At 69.5% G+C, this 18,528-nt stretch carries 22 protein-coding genes; 7 read left to right on the forward strand and 15 right to left on the reverse strand.

Features of this window, described 5'->3' with window-relative positions; all coding sequences use genetic code 11:
- Positions 1–73: 73 nt before the first annotated feature.
- Both rplS and ACYVGQ_RS10535 read right to left on the reverse strand, forming a co-directional pair.
- Positions 74–421 carry a 50S ribosomal protein L19 gene (gene rplS / locus ACYVGQ_RS10530; protein WP_452330094.1) on the reverse strand — a complete coding sequence of 116 codons (348 nt, stop codon included), beginning with the start codon at positions 419–421 and terminating at the stop codon, positions 74–76.
- Between the two features lie 165 nt (positions 422–586).
- Entirely contained in the window at positions 587–1,081 is a 495-nt protein-coding gene (locus ACYVGQ_RS10535; RefSeq protein ID WP_460784569.1) for an MFS transporter permease, read from the reverse strand.
- 107 nt (positions 1,082–1,188) lie between these two features.
- Between ACYVGQ_RS10535 and map the strand changes: the two genes are divergently transcribed.
- Positions 1,189–1,971 carry a type I methionyl aminopeptidase gene (gene map / locus ACYVGQ_RS10540; RefSeq protein WP_460784570.1) on the forward strand — a complete coding sequence of 261 codons (783 nt, stop codon included), beginning with the start codon at positions 1,189–1,191 and terminating at the stop codon, positions 1,969–1,971.
- 4 nt (positions 1,972–1,975) lie between these two features.
- On the opposite strand, the gene ACYVGQ_RS10545 is transcribed toward map, so the two are convergent.
- Complete coding sequence (locus ACYVGQ_RS10545) at positions 1,976–2,422, reverse strand: pyrimidine dimer DNA glycosylase/endonuclease V (protein ID WP_460784571.1); 447 nt, start codon at positions 2,420–2,422, stop codon at positions 1,976–1,978.
- 59 nt (positions 2,423–2,481) lie between these two features.
- Between ACYVGQ_RS10545 and ACYVGQ_RS10550 the strand changes: the two genes are divergently transcribed.
- Positions 2,482–3,075: a histidine phosphatase family protein gene (locus ACYVGQ_RS10550; RefSeq protein ID WP_460784572.1), complete on the forward strand. Its 594-nt coding sequence runs from the start codon at positions 2,482–2,484 to the stop codon at positions 3,073–3,075.
- On the opposite strand, the gene trmD is transcribed toward ACYVGQ_RS10550, so the two are convergent.
- Genes trmD through rpsP form a run of 4 tightly spaced genes read right to left on the reverse strand, consistent with a single transcriptional unit; the run spans position 3,072 to position 5,076 of the window.
- A complete protein-coding gene (gene trmD / locus ACYVGQ_RS10555) occupies positions 3,072–3,803 on the reverse strand; it encodes a tRNA (guanosine(37)-N1)-methyltransferase TrmD (protein ID WP_460784573.1) in 732 nt (243 codons plus the stop codon). The two genes, ACYVGQ_RS10550 and trmD, sit on opposite strands and share 4 nt — an antisense overlap.
- Positions 3,804–3,821: 18 nt before the next feature.
- On the reverse strand, positions 3,822–4,415 hold the full coding sequence (rimM, locus tag ACYVGQ_RS10560) for a ribosome maturation factor RimM (RefSeq protein WP_460784574.1): 594 nt from the start codon (positions 4,413–4,415) through the stop codon (positions 3,822–3,824).
- Position 4,416: 1 nt separating this feature from the next.
- Positions 4,417–4,647 carry an RNA-binding protein gene (locus ACYVGQ_RS10565; protein ID WP_460784575.1) on the reverse strand — a complete coding sequence of 77 codons (231 nt, stop codon included), beginning with the start codon at positions 4,645–4,647 and terminating at the stop codon, positions 4,417–4,419.
- A gap of 6 nt (positions 4,648–4,653) precedes the next feature.
- On the reverse strand, positions 4,654–5,076 hold the full coding sequence (gene rpsP / locus ACYVGQ_RS10570) for a 30S ribosomal protein S16 (protein ID WP_460784576.1): 423 nt from the start codon (positions 5,074–5,076) through the stop codon (positions 4,654–4,656).
- 212 nt (positions 5,077–5,288) lie between these two features.
- On the opposite strand from rpsP, the gene ACYVGQ_RS10575 reads away from it, so the two are divergent.
- Positions 5,289–6,428 (forward strand): glutamate--cysteine ligase, encoded by a 1,140-nt coding sequence (locus tag ACYVGQ_RS10575; RefSeq protein ID WP_460784577.1) that lies wholly within the window; start codon positions 5,289–5,291, stop codon positions 6,426–6,428.
- A 3-nt stretch (positions 6,429–6,431) separates the two neighbouring features.
- Here the strand turns inward: ACYVGQ_RS10575 and glpK are convergent, their stop codons facing one another.
- Both glpK and ACYVGQ_RS10585 read right to left on the reverse strand, forming a co-directional pair.
- Positions 6,432–7,928 (reverse strand): glycerol kinase GlpK, encoded by a 1,497-nt coding sequence (gene glpK / locus ACYVGQ_RS10580; protein WP_460784578.1) that lies wholly within the window; start codon positions 7,926–7,928, stop codon positions 6,432–6,434.
- 100 nt (positions 7,929–8,028) lie between these two features.
- Positions 8,029–8,994: a sugar-binding transcriptional regulator gene (locus ACYVGQ_RS10585; protein WP_460784579.1), complete on the reverse strand. Its 966-nt coding sequence runs from the start codon at positions 8,992–8,994 to the stop codon at positions 8,029–8,031.
- 88 nt (positions 8,995–9,082) lie between these two features.
- On the opposite strand from ACYVGQ_RS10585, the gene ACYVGQ_RS10590 reads away from it, so the two are divergent.
- Positions 9,083–10,783: a glycerol-3-phosphate dehydrogenase/oxidase gene (locus ACYVGQ_RS10590; RefSeq protein WP_460784580.1), complete on the forward strand. Its 1,701-nt coding sequence runs from the start codon at positions 9,083–9,085 to the stop codon at positions 10,781–10,783.
- 386 nt (positions 10,784–11,169) lie between these two features.
- Here the strand turns inward: ACYVGQ_RS10590 and ffh are convergent, their stop codons facing one another.
- The 4 genes from ffh to ACYVGQ_RS10610 all read right to left on the reverse strand — a co-directional run bounded on the left by ffh (position 11,170) and on the right by ACYVGQ_RS10610 (position 14,533).
- Positions 11,170–12,729 carry a signal recognition particle protein gene (ffh, locus tag ACYVGQ_RS10595; protein WP_460784581.1) on the reverse strand — a complete coding sequence of 520 codons (1,560 nt, stop codon included), beginning with the start codon at positions 12,727–12,729 and terminating at the stop codon, positions 11,170–11,172.
- Between the two features lie 13 nt (positions 12,730–12,742).
- Positions 12,743–13,240, reverse strand: a complete 498-nt coding sequence (locus tag ACYVGQ_RS10600; RefSeq protein WP_460784582.1) for an RNA polymerase sigma factor — start codon at positions 13,238–13,240, stop codon at positions 12,743–12,745.
- Entirely contained in the window at positions 13,237–13,878 is a 642-nt protein-coding gene (locus ACYVGQ_RS10605; protein ID WP_460784583.1) for a hypothetical protein, read from the reverse strand. The genes ACYVGQ_RS10600 and ACYVGQ_RS10605 overlap by 4 nt, the downstream gene beginning before the upstream one ends.
- 67 nt (positions 13,879–13,945) lie before the next feature.
- Positions 13,946–14,533, reverse strand: coding sequence for a TetR/AcrR family transcriptional regulator (locus ACYVGQ_RS10610; protein WP_460784584.1), 588 nt, complete (start codon positions 14,531–14,533; stop codon positions 13,946–13,948).
- A gap of 78 nt (positions 14,534–14,611) precedes the next feature.
- Here ACYVGQ_RS10610 and lipB point away from each other — a divergent pair, with 78 nt between their 5' ends.
- The gene (lipB, locus tag ACYVGQ_RS10615; protein WP_460784585.1) at positions 14,612–15,250 is read left to right on the forward strand and encodes a lipoyl(octanoyl) transferase LipB; all 639 of its coding nucleotides are present in this window, start codon (positions 14,612–14,614) and stop codon (positions 15,248–15,250) included.
- Entirely contained in the window at positions 15,247–16,239 is a 993-nt protein-coding gene (lipA, locus tag ACYVGQ_RS10620; protein WP_460784586.1) for a lipoyl synthase, read from the forward strand. Before lipB ends, lipA begins: the two co-directional genes overlap by 4 nt.
- Positions 16,240–16,360: 121 nt before the next feature.
- Here the strand turns inward: lipA and ACYVGQ_RS10625 are convergent, their stop codons facing one another.
- Positions 16,361–16,861, reverse strand: a complete 501-nt coding sequence (locus tag ACYVGQ_RS10625; protein WP_460784587.1) for a DUF2004 domain-containing protein — start codon at positions 16,859–16,861, stop codon at positions 16,361–16,363.
- Between the two features lie 42 nt (positions 16,862–16,903).
- Complete coding sequence (gene ftsY / locus ACYVGQ_RS10630; protein ID WP_460784588.1) at positions 16,904–17,779, reverse strand: signal recognition particle-docking protein FtsY; 876 nt, start codon at positions 17,777–17,779, stop codon at positions 16,904–16,906.
- A 71-nt stretch (positions 17,780–17,850) separates the two neighbouring features.
- Here ftsY and ACYVGQ_RS10635 point away from each other — a divergent pair, with 71 nt between their 5' ends.
- On the forward strand, positions 17,851–18,516 hold the full coding sequence (locus tag ACYVGQ_RS10635) for a hypothetical protein (protein ID WP_460784589.1): 666 nt from the start codon (positions 17,851–17,853) through the stop codon (positions 18,514–18,516).
- Positions 18,517–18,528 lie beyond the last annotated feature (12 nt).

Below are 18,528 nucleotides of genomic sequence, written 5' to 3' on the forward strand. Positions count from 1 at the left end.
TTCGCACACTCCTGGCGAAAGAAAGCACCCCGGGACGCGAGTGTCCCGGGGTGCTTTCGAGAAGCGGCGCTGATCAGCGGTCGCGCTTCTCCTTGATCTTCGCCTTCTTGCCGCGCAGCTGACGCAGGTAGTAGAGCTTCGCACGACGGACGTCGCCGCGGGTGACGACCTCGATGTGGTCGATCACCGGCGAGTGCACGGGGAAGGTGCGCTCCACGCCCACCTGGAAGCTGATCTTGCGGACGGTGAAGGTCTCGCGCACACCATCGCCGGAGCGACCGATGACGACGCCCTGGAAGACCTGGATGCGGGAGCGGTTGCCCTCGGTGATGTTCACGTGCACCTTGACGGTGTCACCGGGGAAGAACTCGGGAATGTCCGAGCGGAGCGAAGCCGCATCGACGGCGTCGAGGATCTGCATGATCGTCTACTCTCTGCATCCGCCACAGGTCGGGTGCAAGCTGGAAGGAATACGTTGTGGTGTGCCGTACGGCGCAGAATGCGTCCGCGGGCTCCCCTGAGGCAGAGCCGGTCACGGCACAAGGAACCATTCTGCCATGGATGCCGCCGCCCGCCAAAACGCGGCTCAGTCGTCTGAGGCGGGCTTCTCGCGGATCACGAAGACCTCGCCGCCGACGTCCTCGCCTCCGGGAGCCTCGTCGGCGACGGGCGCACGCCACGAAGCCGTCGCCATGCGGATGCCGCCTGTGCCTCTCGCCTCGTTCCACAGCTGCCACAGCGACAGCCAGAACAGTGCGATGGCCACGACGATCGCACCGGCCAGCGCCCAGCCGAACCAGGCCTGCGGATAGCAGCCGACCAGGATCGTGAGGACGTGCCAGAGCGAGAATCCGGCGACGTCCCACCATGAGACGGCGCGACTCACCCTCACGGACGGGCGCGAGCGCACCAGGAGCGTGAGCACCAGCTGGCCGAGGAGCACCGACGGGATCGCGATGAAGATCGTGCCGAGGAACGCCCACCCTCCCGCGTTGAAGACGCCCCAGCCGACGAGCAGCCACAGCGGCAGCACGAACGCGGCAGGGAACAGCCACCGGAAGAACGCCTGTCGCAACCACATGATCCGATGGTACGACGCACTCTGCGGAGGTTTCGCGGTGTTCGCTGTGAGCGGGCGGAGGATGCACCAGGAACTTCCGGGAGAATGGAGCTGACGAGAGGAACACCATGATCGAACTGCGCACCCCGGCCGAGATAGACGAGATGCGAGCCGCAGGGCGATTCGTCGCCGAGACCCTCGCGACTCTGAGGGACGAGACGAAGGTCGGCACCAACCTGCTGGCGATCGACCGCCGTGCGCACGACATGATCCGCAAAGCGGGCGCGGAGTCCTGCTACATCGACTATGCGCCGTCGTTCGGGCGCGGACCGTTCGGAAAGGTCATCTGCACCTCCGTGAACGACGCGGTGCTGCACGGCCTCCCCCACGACTACGCACTCCGCGACGGCGACCTCGTGACGCTGGACTTCGCGGTCTCGGTGGGCGGCTGGGTGGCGGACTCCGCCGTGTCGTTCGTCGTCGGCACGCCGCGGGACGAGGACCTCCGCCTCATCGACACGACGGAGCGGGCCCTGGACGCCGCGATCGCGGCTGCGGTGGTCGGCAACCGGATCGGCGACATCTCGGCATCCGTCGCGGCCGTCGCCCACGGCGAAGGCTATTCGATCAACACCGACTTCGGCGGACACGGCGTCGGACGCACCATGCACGGCGACCCGCACGTCGCCAACGACGGACGCGCCGGCCGGGGCTTCCCCCTGCGCAACGGTCTCGTGCTCGCCCTCGAGCCGTGGTTCCTCGCGACGACGGACGAGCTGGTCACGGACGACGACGGATGGACGCTGCGCAGCGGGGACGGCTCCCGCGGCGCCCACTCCGAGCACACCGTGGCGATCACCGACGAGGGGCCGATCATCCTCACCGACCGTTCGTTCCTCGGCGTCGACTGAGGCCTCAGCGCTCGGCGGGGCGCGCCCGCTCCCAGAAGGCGGCGGGTCCTGGGACGACGCGGAACAGCGGATGCGGATCGGGATCCCGCAGCGATCGGAACCGTTCGAAGGCCTCGGGCGTGCGCACAACGAGCTTGGCCAGCAGATGCTCCCGCTCCCGCTCGATCTGGCCCCGCGTGACGTCGATGAGGACGTCGTGACCGCCGGCATGCCGAATGCGCGCGCGATCGAACCGGTATCCGCGGACGTCCGCTTCGGCCGCCAGGCCGCGAAGATACGCGCCGACGGCCGCGATCGGCTCCTCGCAGGCGCGGAACCGCTCGAGCTGAGGATGCTGCGTGTACCCCTTCGTGTCCCCCGCGAGGACCGCCTGCGCGAGCAGGGTCTCGCGCCAGCATGCGACGAGCGCCTGCCTGTCGAGGTAGCGCGGATGCAGCGACCAGATCCTCACCCCTCGACGCTAACAGGCGGCTCCCGCCCGTCGATGCCCCGGTGTGCCATCCTGGGTGCATGCTCCCGCAGGACCGTCACGTGCCGTCCAGGGCGTTCCTCGTCCGACACGGTCAGACGGTGTGGAACGTCGAGGGACGCCTGCAGGGGCAGCTGGACTCCCCCCTGACGCCGGAGGGCGTCGCCCAGGCGCACGCCGCCGCCGAACGCCTCACGGGCCTGGGCATCCGGACGGTGTGCACGAGCCCGCTCGGGCGGGCCGTCGCCACGGCGCGCATCATCGCGGAGCGGATCGACGCCGAGCTCGTCGAGATCGCCGATCTCGCCGAGGTGCACCACGGGGACCTCGCCGGCCTCACCTGGGCGCAGATCGAGCAGGCCCATCCCGGCATCCGCGAGCAGCGCGCCGAGAACCGCTACGGGTGGGCGTTCCCCGGCGGCGAGAGCTATGCGCAGGCGCGTCTGCGAGCCAGGCGCGCGCTCTCCGAATGCGGCTGGCAGGCGGACGGCCTCCCGCTGCTGGTGTCGCACGAGATGATCGGGCGGATGCTGCGCGCCGAGCTGCGCGGCCTCGGCGCCGGGGAGGCGCTGTCGCTGCGGCATCCGCAGGGGCTGGTGATCGAGGTGGACGCCGGCCGGGAGCGCGTGCTCTAGGAGTCCGCGTCTCCGAGCAGATCGGGTCGGCGGCGGCGCGTGCGATCGAGCTGCTGCTCGCGCCGCCATGCCGCGATCGCGCCGTGGTTGCCGCTCAGCAGGATCTCCGGGACGGCGCGCTCCCGCCAGGACGCCGGCTTGGTGTACGAGGGGTACTCGAGCAGGCCGTCCTCGTGCGATTCCTCGACGAGGCTCTCGGGATTGCCGACGACGCCGGGGATGAGGCGGCCGATCGCCTCGATCATGGCCATCACGGCGACCTCGCCGCCGTTGAGGACGTAGTCGCCGAGGCTCACGAGGCGGACCTCGCCCAGCTCGGCGGCGTATTCGAAGACGCGCTCGTCGATGCCCTCGTACCTGCCGCATCCGAACACGAGATGCTCACGCGTCGCGAGGTCACGGGCCGTCGCCTGGGTGAAGACCTCGCCGGCGGGCGAGGGGAAGATGATGGTCGGCCGGTTCGCTGACGTGCCGGCCAGATCGTCGAGGGCGAGACCCCATGGCTCGGGCTTCATGACCATGCCCGCGCCGCCGCCGTACGGCGTGTCGTCGACCGTGCGATGACGGTCGCCCGTCCAGTCCCGGAGGTCGCGGACGTTCAGCTCGATGAGGCCGGCGTCCTGCGCCCTGCCGAGCAGGGACAGCGTCAGGGCGTCGAAGTACGACGGGAAGATCGAGACGACGTCGAAGCGGTGTGCTGAGCGAGCATCGGGAGTCGAAGTGCGCACGGGATCAGGATAGACGGATCAGTCGTCGGCGGACGGCTGGTCTTCGGCATCCGGAAGCTCTTCGAAGAGCCCCGCGGGCGGGGTGACGACGACGCGTCCGGCCGAGATGTCCACGGTCGGGACGATCGCCTCGACGAACGGGACCATGATCTCGGCGTCGTCGCCGGATGCCGTCGCCGGGCGCACGATGAGCAGATCCTGCGCCGGAAGGTGCTCGATGCGCACCACACGGCCGACGACCCGGTCGTCGCGGACCACGTCGAGGCCGGTGAGCTGGTGGTCGTACCAGGCGTTCTCCTCGGGCTCCGCGTCGTCCTGATCGATCCACAGGATCGCCCTGACCAGCCCCTCCGCCGCCGTGCGGTCGTCGATGTCCTCGAAGAACACCACGGAGTTGCCGTTCATCACGCGGTACTCGCGGACGGTGATGCTCTTGCCGTGCCACGGAGACGCCTCGGGCACCTGCAACGTGAACGCCGCCCCCGGGACGAAGCGTCCTTCGGGGTTGTCGGTGTAGAGCTCGAGCTTGAGGGCGCCCTTGAGCCCGTGCGCCTTGACCAGACGGCCGACGCGCAGTTGGTTCTTGCCCTGGTTCCGGTCCTTCGCCGCCACGTCAGTCGTCCGCGACGTCGACGCGGACGCGACGTCCGTCGGCGAGGGCCGTGATCAGGGTGCGAAGAGCCTTCGCGGTGCGGCCGCCGCGCCCGATCACGCGTCCACGGTCATCGGGGTGCACGCGCACCTCGAGGAGATCGCCTCGCGGCGACGTGGACTCGGTGATGCGGACGTCGTCAGGATGATCGACGATCCCCTTGACGACGTGTTCGAGCGCGGCGGCCAGCACGACGGATTACTCGGCGTCCGCGGCGGGGGCCTCGGCGGCCTCCGCGTCTGCCTCGGCGGCGGGGGCCTCCGCCTTCTTCTCCGCCTTGGGCTTGACGACGGACTTCTTCGCGGCGTCCACCTCGAAGACCGCCTTCTCTCCGGCGACCTTGAGCGTGGACTTCGCGTCCTTGTCGCCCTTGAACCTGCCCCAGTCGCCCGTGATCTTGAGGATGGCGGTGACCTGCTCGGTCGGCTGGGCGCCGACGGAGAGCCAGTACTGCGCCCGCTCGGAGTCGACCTCGATGAACGAGGGCTCCTCGGTGGGGTGGTACTTGCCGATCTCCTCGATCACACGACCGTCGCGCTTGGTGCGCGAGTCGGCGACGACGATGCGGTAGTACGGCGCGCGGATCTTGCCCAGGCGCTTGAGACGAATCTTGACAGCCACGATTCTCCTGAATGGTGTGGAAGGAAGTGTGAACCGATCGCCTGGAGAGTGGGGTGCACTCCCGGCGGAAGCTCTGCGGGAGGACATGCACGCTGGATAGAGGGTCGAGCGGGCCGTCCGACCCTCTATTCTGCCAGATCGCGCGGCGGGGCGCGAAACGCGGTGTTTCGCCGCGCGTCGGGAGCGGGGATGCCGCGTGTCAGACTGTGCTCGTGACCATCGCATTCGCCGAATCCGCTCGCTCCACCGTGGGCCTCGAATGGGAGATCATGCTCGCCGATCCGGAGACGGGCGATCTCGTCGGCCGCGCGCCAGAGCTGCTCGCCGCCCTCGAGGCCGAGAGCGAGCACGAGCGCCATACCGTCACCGGGGAGCTGCTGACGAACACGATCGAGGTGACCAGCGGCGTGGGCGAGACCGTGTCCCATGCCGTGGGCGACATCGCGGCGGCGATCGCGGCGGTGCGCGCGGCGACGGACCCCGCGGGCATCGAGCTGCTCTCCGCGGGGAGCCATCCCTTCGCCCAGTGGTACGACCAGCAGGTCACGGACAAGACGCGGTACCACAAGCTCATCGAGCGCACCCAGTGGTGGGGGCGCAACATGATGATCTGGGGCATCCATGTGCACATCGGCGTCGAGGATCGCGACAAGGTCCTCCCGATCATCGCCGCGCTCGCAGGCTTCCTGCCCCATCTGCAGTCCCTGGCGGCCTCCAGCCCGTACTGGGCGGGCGAACGCACCGGCTATGCGTCGAACCGCGCGCTGGTCTTCCAGCAGCTGCCCACGGCGGGGCTTCCCTGGCCGCTGCGGGACTGGCGCGATTTCGAGGGCTATCTCGAGGACATGGTGCGCACCGGCGTGATGGCCGACGCCTCGGAGGTGCGCTGGGACATCCGCCCCGCACCCCGCTGGGGGACGATCGAGGTGCGCGCCTGCGACGGGATGTCGACGCTCGCCGAGCTCGCCTCGGTCGCCGCCCTCGTGCAGGTGCTCGTCGAGCACTTCTCCCGGATGCTGGATGCCGGCCGGGCACTGCCGACGCTGCCCGCCTGGTTCCACCGGGAGAACAAGTGGCGCGCCGCGCGCTACGGGCTCGACGCCCGTCTGATCATCGACGCCGACGGCACCCAGGAGCCGGTGCGGGCGCATCTCGCGACCCTCATCGAGGAGCTCGCGCCGATCGCGAGGGATCTGCGCTGCGCCGTGGAGCTCGAGGGCGTCGGCGCGATCCTCGCCGGCGGGGCGAGCTACGAGCGGCAGGTCGCCGTGGCCGACGCCTCGGACGGCGATCTCCGAGAGGTCGTCCAGCACCTCATCCGCGAGTTCCGCTCCGGACCGGAACCGGCCTGAAACTCAGTCCTCGACCCAGTCGAACGTGCGGGTGACCGCCTTGCGCCAGCGAGCGACGCGGCGTTCGCGCTCCGCTTCATCGATGCCGGGCTCGAACCGCGCGTCCTCACGCCACATCCCGCGCAGTTCGTCGAGATCGTCCCAGACCCCCACCGCGAGGCCTGCGGCATAGGCCGCGCCCAGCGCGGTCGTCTCGATCACCGCGGGGCGGATGACCGGAACGCCCAGCACGTCGGCCTGGAACTGCAGCAGGGTCTGATTGGCCGCCATCCCGCCATCGACGCGCAGCTCCCCGAGGGGCATCCCGGTATCCGCGGCGACGGCGTCCAGCACCTCGCGGGTCTGGAAGGCGACCGCCTCCAGCGCCGCTCTCGCGATGTGCCCCTTGTGCGCGAACCGCGTGAGGCCGAGGATCGCCCCCCGGGCGTCAGGACGCCAGTAGGGGGCGAACAGACCGGAGAAGGCGGGCACGATGTACACGCCGCCGTTGTCCTCGACGGTCAGGGCGAGCTCCTCCACCTCCGGGGCGCGGGAGATGATGCCGAGGTTGTCGCGGAGCCACTGCACCAGCGACCCGGTCACCGCGATCGACCCCTCGAGCGCGTACTGCGGCGGCGCGTCGCCCAGGCGGTAGGCGACGGTCGTGATGAGCCCGTTCTCGCTCTCGACGATCTGGTCGCCGGTGCCGACGATGAGGAAGTTCCCCGTGCCGTAGGTGTTCTTCGACTCCCCCGCTCCGAACGCCGCCTGGCCGAACGTGGCGGCCTGCTGATCGCCGAGGATCGCCGCGATCGGGACGCCGTCGAGCGCCGTGCCCGCCGCCGTCCCGTACACCTCCGAGGAGGAGCGGATCGCGGGCAGCATCGCACGGGGGATCCCGAAGGCCGCCAGCAGCTCCTCGTCCCAGTCGAGGGTGCGCAGGTCCATCAGCAGGGTGCGGCTGGCGTTCGTGACGTCCGTCGCGTGCACACCGCCGTCGACGCCGCCGGTGAGATTCCAGAGCACCCAGCTGTCCGCGGTGCCGAACAGCAGGTCGCCCGCCTCGGCCCGCTCCCTGGCGCCGTCCACGTTCGCCAGGATCCAGGCGATCTTGGATGCCGAGAAATAGGTGGCCAGCGGCAGTCCTGTCGTCCCCGCGAACCGGCGGACGCCGCCGTCCGCCGCGAGAGCGTCGATGAGATCCTGCGTCCGCGTGTCCTGCCACACGATCGCGTTGTACACCGGCTCTCCCGTGCGCCGGTCCCAGACGACGGCCGTCTCGCGCTGATTGGTGATGCCGATGCCCGCGACGTCCGATGCGGGGATCTTCGCCTGCTCCAGGGCGCTGTCGATGACGGCGAGGGTGTTCCGCCAGATCTCCTTCGCATCGTGCTCGACCCAGCCGGCCTCGGGGAAGATCTGCTCGTGCTCCTGCTGGCCGCTCGCGACGATCGCTCCTCTCGCGTCGAAGACGATCGCGCGGGTGCTCGTGGTGCCCTGGTCGATGGCGACGATGTGCATAGAAGGTGTTCTCCCCCGCCTGGACGGCGTTGTCGGCTTTCGTGCCCAGCCTAGAAGACGCGCACGCATCGGCGCGGTACGCGTGCACGGACGTGCACGGTCAGAGCTCGACGAGATGCTCGGCGAGCCGCTCGTCGATGACGAGGTCGGTGATGAGGCCCGTCGCGATCGCCCCCCGGAGGCTCGGGAGCTTCTGGATGCCCGAGACGACGCAGATCCTCCGGGCCGCACGACCGAGGACGGGGAAGCCGGGTCCTGTGGCGCGCGCGTTGAGCTCGATGTCCTTCCAGCTGCCGTCCTGCCGGTAGAAGACGGTGGCGATGTCTCCGACGACCCGGTCCTCGCGCAGGCTCCGGAAGTCCGCCTTGTCCAGATATCCGCCGATGTAGACGCGGCTCGGCACCTCGGCGAACGGCGATCCGAGCCCGAACAGGACGATGTCCGCCCTCGTCTGCAGGTCGAGCACGCGTCGGGTGCTGCGCTCCCGCCACATCGCCTCCTTGGTCCGCGGATCGTCGAAGAACGCCGGCACGGGGAACTGCTGGATGCCGGCGCCGAAGGCCTGGCCGAAGCGCTGCATGATCTCGCTCGCGTAGTCGACGCCGGAGGTGAACGTGTTCCCCGCCCCGTTGAGCTGCACCACGGTGGTGTTGTGCGTCTCCTTCTTGGGGAGATGCCTGCTGATCGCGTCGAGCGTGGAGCCCCAGGCGATGCCGAGCGTCATGTTCGAGTCGAAGTACGCCGGCAGCAGGCGCGCCGCGCTCATGGCGACGCGCTCGAAGAGCTCCACGTCGGAGAGGTTGTGCGCCGTCGGCACGACGTGCGCGGCGATGCCGTGGCGTGCGCGGATGGCCTCCTCCAGGCGCAGCTCCTGCCCCTGCGGAGGACGGATCTGGATCTCGACGAGCCCCGACTCGCGGGCATGGCTGAGCAGGCGGGACACCGAGGATCGGGAGGTGCGCAGATCCCGGGCGATGGCGTCCATGGTCATGTCCTGGAGGTAGTACATCTGCGCGGCGCGCAGGGCGGACGCGGCACGCGGATCGTTGAGGGGCGTCGCGCTCATCCGAACTCCTTTGCACGTTTGTGCACCCCGCTTGCGCAGGTGTGCTCTCGCGTTCAGGATAGAGCGTGAAGGCCCTGGAGGAGAGATCATGACCGGCATCCCCGCAGAACGAGACGACGTCCGCACCGCGCGCGAGAGCGGACGCACCGGCGTCGTGATCATCGGGGCGGGCATCAACGGCATCTCGACCTTCCGGGATCTCGCCCTGCAGGGCGTCGACGTGCTCCTCGTCGAACGCGACGACTTCGCGAGCGGCGCCACAGCCGCATCCAGTCACATGATCCACGGCGGCATCCGCTACCTCGAGAACGGCGAGTTCCGCCTCGTGAAGGAGTCGGTGACCGAACGCAACGGCCTCCTGAAGATCGCACCGCACTACGTCAAGCCGCTCGAGACGACGATCCCGATCTACTCGACGTTCTCCGGGATCCTCGCCGCCCCCCTGCGCTTCCTCACGCACAGGCAGGGCAAGCCGCAGGAACGAGGCGCCTTCCTCATCAAGATCGGCCTCACCCTCTACGACACGTTCTCCCGCGCCGGCGGAACGGTGCCGCGCCACCGGTTCCACGGCCGGAAGAAGTCCCTCGCCGCGCTGCCGAAGCTGGACGCGGAGGTGAAGTACACCGCGACGTACTACGACGCATCCGTGCACGATCCCGAACGTCTCGCGCTCGACGTGCTCCGCGACGGCGAGGCCGCGCACGACGGGGCGCACGCGCTCAACTACGTCGAGGCGATCGGCCTCGACGGCGACGGCGTGCTGCTGCGCGACCGGGACACGGGCGCCGAGTTCCGCATCGCGGCCGAAGTCGTCGTCAACGCCTCCGGTCCGTGGACGGATCTCACCAACGACGCCCTGGGCGCCCGCACCGCGTTCATGGGCGGGACGAAGGGCTCGCACATCGTGCTGGACCATCCGGAGCTCCTGGACGCCACCGGGGGACGCGAGATCTTCTTCGAGCACTCCGACGGGCGCATCGTGCTGATCTATCCGCTGAAGGATCGCGTGCTCGTGGGCACCACCGACCTCGAGGCCGATCCTCGGGAACCCGCCCGCTGCACGGAGGAGGAGGTCGACTACTTCTTCGATCTCATCGCGCACGTGTTCCCGACGATCGCCGTGGACCGCTCGCAGATCGTGTACCGCTACGCCGGCATCCGTCCGCTCCCGCACCACGATGACACGGCGCCGGGGTTCGTGTCCCGCGACTACCGGATCGAACGGCGCCGGGATGCCGGGCTTCCGCCCGTGCTGAGCCTGGTCGGCGGGAAGTGGACGACCTTCCGAGCGCTCGGCGAGACTCTCGCGGACCGGGTGCTCGAAGAGCTCGGCCGCCCGCGCGTCGCCGATACGAAGGGCGTGCGCATCGGCGGCGGCGAAGGCTACCCCTCGACACCTCGACGCCGCATCGAGTGGCTGCGTCAGAACGTCGGCGACACAGTGCGCGGACGCGTGCTCTTCACGCGCTACGGGACGCGTGCCGCGGACGTCGCGGACTACCTCGCGCAGGAGCACGACGAGCCGCTCCTCGGCGACGCGCTGTCGACGAGGGAGCTCGCCTGGATGGTCGAGCACGAGAAGGTGCGGCACGTCGGCGACGTCGTCTTCCGCCGCACGGATCTCGCCTTCACCGGGCGCGCGGATGCCGACGCGGTGCGGACCGTGGCGGAGAGTCTCGCCCCCCTGCTCGACTGGGATGCGGCCCGCGTCACCGCGGAGGTCGAGGAGACGCTCACGACGCTGCGCGAAGCGCACGGCGTGGATGCCGTGGAGCTCGCCGCGCCCTGATCAACAGTTCCGCCGCAGGCCGAGCGGAGCCGTCCGCGCGCCGCTGCCTGATGCTCTCGCACAGCACGACGTATCGCGTTGGTTGCCGATTGCTGACCATGTCCGGGAAGATGCGGCTAACCGGCGACTCCACCCGCAACGACCCGGACAGCATCCGAAGCATGTCCGGGCTGCTGCGGGTGCGCTGACAGCTGACCCGCGACTTCCCGGACGCGAAGGCGCGCTCCGGAGTATGCAGGCACGACTCGGATCGTGCATCCCATGCTCCGGGGCACAGGATGCGCGGGGATGCCCCTGGCCGGGGTCCATCAGCGAACGCCACGGGCGGAAGCCGAGCGAGCCGAAGCGGAAGACGCCACGAGCGTCCGACTGCTCGAGACGCGGACTCAGCCCTTGCCGAAGAGCTTCTGGATCTCGGCGAGGTCCGCCTCGCTCGGCGCGCCCTGCGCGGCGCTGCCGAGGCCGAATCCGGATCCGGTGGGCTGGGCCGTCGTCGCGAGACCGGCGTTCTCCGCCGCACGCTTGGCGGGGTTCCCCGAGCGCGATCCGCCGGACGACTTGCCCTTCTTCCCGCGCTTCGACGAGGCGCCGGGGCGCCCCATCCCGGGCACCGGTCCCATGCCGGGGATGTTGGGGGTCCCGCCGCGGGCGACGGTCTTCATCATCTTCGCCGCCTGCTCGAAGCGCTGCACGAGCTGGTTGACGTCGGTCACGGTCATCCCGGATCCTCGTGCGATGCGCAGCCGGCGCGAGCCGTTGAGGACCTTCGGGTTGCGCCGCTCCCCCGGCGTCATCGAGCGGATGATCGCCTCTGTGCGATCGATCTCCCGCTCGTCGAAGTCGTCGAGCTGCTGCTTCATCTGCCCCATGCCCGGGAGCATCCCGAGCATCTTCTTCATCGAGCCCATCTTCTTCATCTGCTGAAGCTGCTCGAGGAAGTCCTCCAGGGTGAAGGCCTCGTTGGCGAGCTTCTCCGCGACCTTCTTGGCCTCCTCCTCGTCGAAGGCCTGCTGGGCTTGCTCGATGAGGGTGAGGATGTCGCCGAGGTCGAGGATCCGGCTCGCCATGCGGTCCGGGTGGAACGACTCGAGGTCGTCGAGGTTCTCACCGGTCGACGCGAAGATGATGGGACGGCCCGTGACCGAGGCCACCGAGAGCGCGGCGCCCCCTCGCGCGTCGCCGTCGAGCTTGGAGAGGACGACGCCGGTGAAGTCGACGCCCTCCTGGAACGCCTTGGCCGTGTTCACGGCATCCTGACCGATCATCGCATCGATGACGAACAGGACCTCGTCCGGCTGCACGGCCCTGCGGATGTCCGCGGCCTGCCTCATCAGCTCGGCGTCCACGCCGAGGCGTCCGGCGGTGTCGATGATGACGACGTCGTGCTGCTGACGGCGGGCGTGGTCGACGCCGTCGCGCGAGACCTTGACCGGGTCGCCGGCGCCGTTGCCCGGCTCGGGCGCGTAGACCGCGGCTCCGGCCTGCTGAGCGACGACCTGCAGCTGGTTCACCGCGTTCGGACGCTGCAGGTCGGCGGCCACGAGGAGCGGCGTGTGGCCTTCCTTCTCCAGCTGCTTGGCGAGCTTTCCGGCGAAGGTGGTCTTGCCCGAGCCCTGCAGGCCCGCCAGCATGATGACCGTCGGCGGGGTCTTCGCGAACTCGAGACGGCGCTGCTCGCCGCCGAGGATCGCGACGAGCTCCTCGTTGACGATCTGCACGACCTGCTGCGCCGGGTTGAGCGCCTTGTTGACCTCGTCTCCGAGCGCGCGCTCGCGGACCTTCGCCGTGAAGTCCTTGACGACCTGAAGCGCGACGTCGGCATCCAGCAGGGCGCGACGGATCTCACGGACGGTGCCATCGACATCCGCCGCACTGAGCTTTCCCTTCGTACGGAGGTTGCGGAAGGTCTCGGTGAGCCGATCGGAGAGCGTGCCAAAGGTAGCCATGGTGCTCTCGATTCTACGCGAGCGGCGCCTCCACGCTCAGCGCGGCGCGGAGCTGGTCTCGCGCCCGCTGATAGCGGCCCCGCGCCGTCGACGCGGGAATGCCGAGGAGCTCGGCGGCATCGACGAGGCTCAGGCGCTCCCAATGGACGAGGCGCACCAGCTCGGCGAGCTCCGGGTCGAGGCGCGCGACGGCATCCCGGACCTCGACCCCGTCGTCGGCGGGCGCGGCGGCCGACGACGACGAGGCGCCGCGGATCCGGTCCGCCAGCGCCCACCGCCGGCGCTGTCCGCGGGCATGGTTCTGCAACGTGCCGCGGGCGATGCCGAACAGCCACATCCGTGCCCGCTCCGCGTCTGCTGGCACCTCACGCGCCCTCCGCCACGCGACGACCATGGTCTCGCCCAGGAGATCCGGCGCATCGTCAGGCCCGACGCGACGCGACAGGTAGGCCAGCAGGTCGGCCGCGCTCGCCTCCAGCGCCGCCGTCACCGGCTCGTCGCGACGGCTCACTGCTCCCCGCCCTCTCCGCCCCAGTCCTCGCCCTCGCAGTGGAGCTGACTGTGCGCATCCGTTCCTTCGAGGTCACCGGATCCGCTGTCGTAGCCGTGCGCGTTGAGCTCCACATGGAGCGCCTCGCTGAGCGCCTGCTGATGCGCCTCCCAGGCGTTCAGATCGGGCAGGCGCGGATCCGTGAGCTCTCCGGACGCGATGTCGTCCGCCTGATCCGACTCGAGCTGCGCGAGGTAGTGATCCACATAGGGCGCCGCGGCCGCCTCGACGTCCGTGTGCGCGAACCAGTCGTCGATGATCCGGTTCACATCCGCCTGGATGAGGATGTTGTGGGTGTCGAATCCGCTGAACCGGATCTCGCACTGGCCCCAAGTCGGCGCCGTGTAGGTGTAACTGCGGTCGGGGTTCTCCAGGCCGTCGCCCCACAGCCAGTCTCCGGATGCCGTCGCGACGCCCGCGCCGCCGGCCATCAGCAGCGCCAGCACGCCGGTCGCCAGCGCAGCCTTCTTGGCACGCGGCTGCGGGGGCCGTGCCTCCGCCTTCGCGTCGGCGACCATGGCGCGCACGTCCGCGTATGCGATCTCCGCCACGGCCGGCGCGGATCCGTCCAGCAGCTCGTCCAGCTGATCCCTGCTCATGAGTTCCTCCTCGGGGATAGGTTCACTCATGACCTGTCCGGCATCGGCGTTTTCGTCCGCGGAGCGGTCAGATGCTCCAGGGAAGGTCGTGGATCGCGCCGAGCGCCTCCCGCAGGACCGCCTCGGGACTGCCGCGCCCTGCGCCCTGCTCCGCCCACACCCGCAGAGAGGAGAGCACGGCCGCCGCGTGCGCTGCCCCGAGGATGTCCGCCGTGATCACATCGATCCCGGTCGAGGTCGCGGCCGCGGACACCGCCGCCGCGAGTCTCGCGTGGCGCACCCCGGTGTCCCGCACGAGCTCCTCCTGCAGCCCCATGACCCGCGCGTTGCGGAGGGCGAGCGCGAGGGGATCCGGTGCGAAGTCCCGCAGCACGAGCAGGAGGATGCCGCGCACCGCCTCTCCCCCGCCATCCGGCCCCAGCAGACCGAGCGAGACGATGGCGTGATCGATGCGCTCGTCGATCCCCGACCACAGCACGTCCGACTTCGAGGAGAAGTAGTTGAAGAAGCTCGACCGGCTGACGCCGGCCCTGCGCGTGATGTCCGCCACCGACGTCGCCTCGTAGCCCTGCTCCAGGAACAGCTCGCAGGCCGCCTCGGCGAGGGTCTCGCGAGAGGAGGCGCGCGGGCGGCCGGCGCGGGAGTCGGAAGTCACCCCTTCACCGTACCGCGCACCGCGGATGCCGATCAGGAGTATTGTTGGACTGCATCCATCAATCAGGGAAGGACGAGCATGCTCGACATCCTCACACCCGGACTCGCACCGGCGTACGTCCCGTATCTCGAGGGGTGGGAGCTGCAGCGCCGCATCCACGCCGACATCGTGGACGGCGCACGCGACGACACGCTGATCCTGCTGGAGCACGAGGCGGTGTACACGGCGGGCAAGCGCACCGAGCCGCAGGAGCGGCCTTCCGACGGCACCCCGGTCATCGACGTGGATCGGGGCGGCAAGATCACCTGGCACGGGCCGGGACAGCTCGTGGGCTATCCGATCGTGCGTCTGCCCGAGCCGATGGACGTCGTCTCGCACGTGCGACGCCTGGAGCGCCTTCTCATCGACATCCTCCGCCCGCTCGGCGTCGACGGATATCAGGTCGAGGGGCGCAGCGGCGTATGGGTGCGCCGCCCGCTCAGCGAGGACAAGATCGCCGCGATCGGCGTCCGCGTGCAGCGCGGGGTCACGATGCACGGCTTCGCCATCAACTGCGACAACACTCTCGCGGGCTTCCGCGGAATCATCCCGTGCGGGATCACGGATGCCGGAGTCACGACCGTCAGCGAGGTGATCGGCGCCGACGTGTCCCCCGCCGACATCATCGACGGCGTCGGTGCGGCGTTCCTCGCCGAGTACGCCGGAGTCCCCGCATGAGCGCCGCCGCGCCCGAGGGACGCAGGCTTCTGCGCCTGGAGATCCGGAACGCGGAGACGCCGATCGAGCGCAAGCCGGAGTGGATCCGCACGAAGGCCAAGATGGGCCCGGAGTACACCGCGCTGCAGACGCTCGTGAAGAGTGAGGACCTCCACACCGTGTGCCAGGAGGCCGGCTGCCCGAACATCTTCGAATGCTGGGAGGACAAGGAGGCCACCTTCCTCATCGGCGGCTCGCAGTGCACGAGGCGATGCGATTTCTGCCAGATCGACACCGGCAGGCCGGACGCCTACGACACCGACGAGCCGCGGCGCGTCGCCGAGAGCGTCACCAGGATGGGCCTGCGCTACGCCACGGTCACGAGCGTCGCCAGGGACGACCTCCCCGACACCGGCGCATGGCTGAACGCGGAGACCGTGCGCCAGATCCACGCCCAGAACCCGAACACCGGCGTCGAGCTGCTCGCCAACGAGCACAATGCCGATCCAGCCTTCCTCGGGCAGATCTTCGACGCGCGGCCGGAGGTGTTCGCACACAACGTGGAGACGGTGCCGCGGATCTTCAAGCGCATCCGTCCCGCCTTCCGCTACGAGCGCTCGCTGAACGTCCTGACGCAGGCGAGGGATGCCGGGCTCATCACCAAGTCGAACCTGATCCTCGGCATGGGCGAAGAGCCGGAGGAGGTCGTCCAGGCGCTGCACGACCTCCATGACGCCGGCTGCGACATCATCACGATCACGCAGTACCTGCGCCCATCGCCACGGCATCATCCGGTCTCGCGGTGGGTGAAGCCCGCAGAGTTCGTGGAGTTCAAGGAGGAAGCCGAGCGCATCGGCTTCCTCGGCGTGCTCGCGGGTCCCCTTGTACGCTCCTCCTACCGGGCCGGCCGCCTCTGGGCGCAGTCGATGGTGTCGAAGGGACGTGAGATCCCCGCACATCTCGCGCACATCGCGGACAGCGCCGACCTCGGTTTCGCACAGGCGGTCTGACCTCCCTCCCGCTCGTTGAGCGAGGAGGAAGCGAGCGCGGGCAGCCCGACCTCGAATCACCAACACCACGCCGAGACCGCGTCGATACGGCGCGGTCTCGGCGTGGTGTTGCAGTCTCGGCTCAGTCGGCGCTCATCACCGACTGCACCGAGCCATCGGACGACAGATTGACCAGCAGCACGTCGTCGGTGTCGTCGGCGTCCAGGGCGTACTCGAGCACCGCGAAGGGCTCGGTGCCGCCGTGCTCGTCGGCGAGGATCGTCATGCTCATGAGGCGGAGCGACCGGATGATGTCGACGGACGCATCGCCGGAGACGTCCACGAGGACATCGGTGAGCTCATCGCCGTATGCCTCCTGCTGCTGAAGGATGTATTCGGTCACCTCGCTCGTGCGGTCGTCCACCTCGGCGAGCATCCCGCGCCGCGCGGTGGCGTCCACGTCCTCGAGCCCGGAGATCAGCGCCGCGGCGATGTCGAGCGCGTCGGGCGAGACGTCGTCCTGATCGGGCGCGGTGAGATCCACCGTGACCGTCTGGTCGCCGAGCTCGATCGTCTCCGACCAGAAGATCGATCCGTCCGGCCCGGACGACAGGAGCCCGAAGTAGTCGTGTTCGATCGCCATAACGCTATGAAACCAGTCCCGGCGCGCTCACGGTAGCCCCGATCACCGGCCGACCAGGGCCTGCACGAAGGCGTGCGGAGTGAAGCCGGTGAGATCGTCGATCCCCTCGCCCTGGCCGAGCAGCTTCACGGGGATGCCGGTACGTTCCTGGACCGCGAGGATGAAGCCGCCCTTGGCCGATCCGTCGAGCTTCGTGATGACAAGGCCTGTGACCCCGGCGTGCTGCAGGAATGCCTCTGCCTGGAGGACGCCGTTCTGGCCTGTGGTGGCGTCGAGCACGAGGAGCACCTCGCTGATCGGCGCCTGCTTCTCCACCACCCGGCGGATCTTGGCGAGCTCGTCCATCAGCCCGCCCTTGGTGTGGAGGCGGCCGGCGGTGTCGATGATGGCGATCTCGATGCCCTGGTTCTTCGCGTACTCCACCGTCTGGAAGGCGACGGATGCCGGATCCTGGCCTTCCTGCTGCGGACGCACGATCGCCGCGCCTGCACGCTGCGCCCACGTGGCGAGCTGGTCGACGGCGGCGGCGCGGAACGTGTCTGCGGCGCCGACGACCACCGAACGCTGGTAGCCGCGCAGGAACTTCGTGAACTTCCCGATCGTCGTCGTCTTGCCGACGCCGTTCACACCGACGATGAGGACGACCGCGGGACGCTCGGAGAGCTTCAGGGTCGTGTCGAAGGCCGCGAAGTGCTCTTCGAGCGTCTCCTGGAGCATCCGCTGGAGATCACGCGGATCCGTGGTGCGGTAGCGGTCCACCTTCTCGCGCAGCTCCTCGACGATGCGCTCGGAGATGTCGGGGCCGAAGTCCGCCGTGATGAGCGCCGTCTCGAGATCCTCCCAGGTCGTCTCGTCGATCGTGGGCTTGACGAACATGCCGCGCAGCGCGCGACCAAGGGACCAGGACTTCTCCGCCATGCATCCAGCCTAGGCGGTGGGAATGCACCTGAGCCCTCACGAACGGCCCCGGCGCCGGGTAGCATCGCCGCATGCAGACGACACTCGGACGGGTGTTCATCCACGGGTCCGGCCGGAGAGGTGCGGACGCCTGGCCCGCGCAGGCGGATTCCGATGGCGAGTTCGTCGGCTTCTCTCCCGGATCGGGCGTCGCCGACCAGGCCCGGATGCTCTCCGAGGAGCATCCGGGGGCGCTCGTGTTCGCGCACTCGATCGGAGCCGTGCCCGCCGTGGTCGCGGCGCATGCCATGAACGCCCGCGGGCTGGTCCTGGTGGAACCGGCGTTGTATGACATCGCGCGCGGCGAGCCGGCGATCGAACGGCACATCGGCATCGTCACGGAGGCTCGCGCGCAGGCGGAGGCCGGTGCCCTCGTCGGCTTCTGGGGCATGCTCCGCCCGCTCATGTTCGGCGGCCCCTTCGATCCCGCGCTCTGGGACGAGGAGCGCGCCCTCGCCGAACGCTGGGCCACGACGAATCTGCCGTGGGGCCACGGTGTGCGTGCCGAGATGCTCGACGGCATCCCCGCGCTCGTGGTCACGGGCGGCTGGAACGACGAGTACGAGCTCATCGCGAGCGTGCTGGCCTCTCGCGACGCGCGACACGAGGTCCTCCCCGGTGCGCGGCACCGACCGCAGGACGTGCCCGGCTTCGGCGCGCTGGTGACCGGGTTCGAGGCGTCCCTCGCGGCGTCTTGACGGCATCCGGCG

It is taken from the genome of Microbacterium tumbae (assembly GCF_054780175.1).

Coding starts and splice junctions, on each gene's coding strand:
- ACYVGQ_RS10625 (WP_460784587.1), bottom strand. CDS start 16,861: ATGGCGATCGAACACGACTACTTCGGGCTCCTGTCGTCCGGGCCGGAC.
- ACYVGQ_RS10535 (WP_460784569.1), bottom strand. CDS start 1,081: ATGTGGTTGCGACAGGCGTTCTTCCGGTGGCTGTTCCCTGCCGCGTTC.
- lipA (WP_460784586.1), top strand. CDS start 15,247: ATGAGCGCCGCCGCGCCCGAGGGACGCAGGCTTCTGCGCCTGGAGATC.
- lipB (WP_460784585.1), top strand. CDS start 14,612: ATGCTCGACATCCTCACACCCGGACTCGCACCGGCGTACGTCCCGTAT.
- ACYVGQ_RS10550 (WP_460784572.1), top strand. CDS start 2,482: ATGCTCCCGCAGGACCGTCACGTGCCGTCCAGGGCGTTCCTCGTCCGA.
- ACYVGQ_RS10605 (WP_460784583.1), bottom strand. CDS start 13,878: ATGAGCAGGGATCAGCTGGACGAGCTGCTGGACGGATCCGCGCCGGCC.
- ACYVGQ_RS10585 (WP_460784579.1), bottom strand. CDS start 8,994: ATGAGCGCGACGCCCCTCAACGATCCGCGTGCCGCGTCCGCCCTGCGC.
- ftsY (WP_460784588.1), bottom strand. CDS start 17,779: ATGGCGGAGAAGTCCTGGTCCCTTGGTCGCGCGCTGCGCGGCATGTTC.
- glpK (WP_460784578.1), bottom strand. CDS start 7,928: ATGCACATCGTCGCCATCGACCAGGGCACCACGAGCACCCGCGCGATC.
- rplS (WP_452330094.1), bottom strand. CDS start 421: ATGCAGATCCTCGACGCCGTCGATGCGGCTTCGCTCCGCTCGGACATT.
- ACYVGQ_RS10635 (WP_460784589.1), top strand. CDS start 17,851: ATGCAGACGACACTCGGACGGGTGTTCATCCACGGGTCCGGCCGGAGA.
- ffh (WP_460784581.1), bottom strand. CDS start 12,729: ATGGCTACCTTTGGCACGCTCTCCGATCGGCTCACCGAGACCTTCCGC.
- map (WP_460784570.1), top strand. CDS start 1,189: ATGATCGAACTGCGCACCCCGGCCGAGATAGACGAGATGCGAGCCGCA.
- ACYVGQ_RS10590 (WP_460784580.1), top strand. CDS start 9,083: ATGACCGGCATCCCCGCAGAACGAGACGACGTCCGCACCGCGCGCGAG.